1 protein-coding gene is annotated in these 338 nt (G+C 72.2%); it reads right to left on the bottom strand.

Translation table 11 applies throughout. From position 1 onward, the window contains the following. Positions 1-338: hypothetical protein (locus tag N864_RS25400; protein WP_162164575.1), on the bottom strand; the 338-nt coding region annotated here is incomplete at both ends.

Consider the following 338-nt stretch of genomic DNA (forward strand, 5'->3'; position numbering starts at 1 on the left):
CCTCGGCCGCCTCTCTCGCGGTCATCTCTTCTGACACCGCCGAGCCTGCCGGAGCGGACGCCATTTCCGTTTCCGCATTTCCGTCATCGGAAATCGACGGCACTGGCAGCGAGGCGCGACGCTGCGCCGCCGACGCCAGCAGCTGCGCGTGCCCTGCCTCGACCGCGTCCGCCAGGTCAGGGCGACCAGACGAGCGCAGGAACGCGGCATGCGACCGGAACTCCCGACCCGACCACCCCGCCCGCTCCAGCCGCGACAGCAGCAACTGCGCCACATACGGGCTCAGGACCGCCAGCCGCGGCACCGCCCGCCAGTCCTCACCACCCGGCACGCCGCAC

The organism is Intrasporangium chromatireducens Q5-1 (assembly GCF_000576575.1).
In the GTDB taxonomy this organism is placed as follows: Bacteria; Actinomycetota; Actinomycetes; order Actinomycetales; family Dermatophilaceae; genus Intrasporangium_A; species Intrasporangium_A chromatireducens.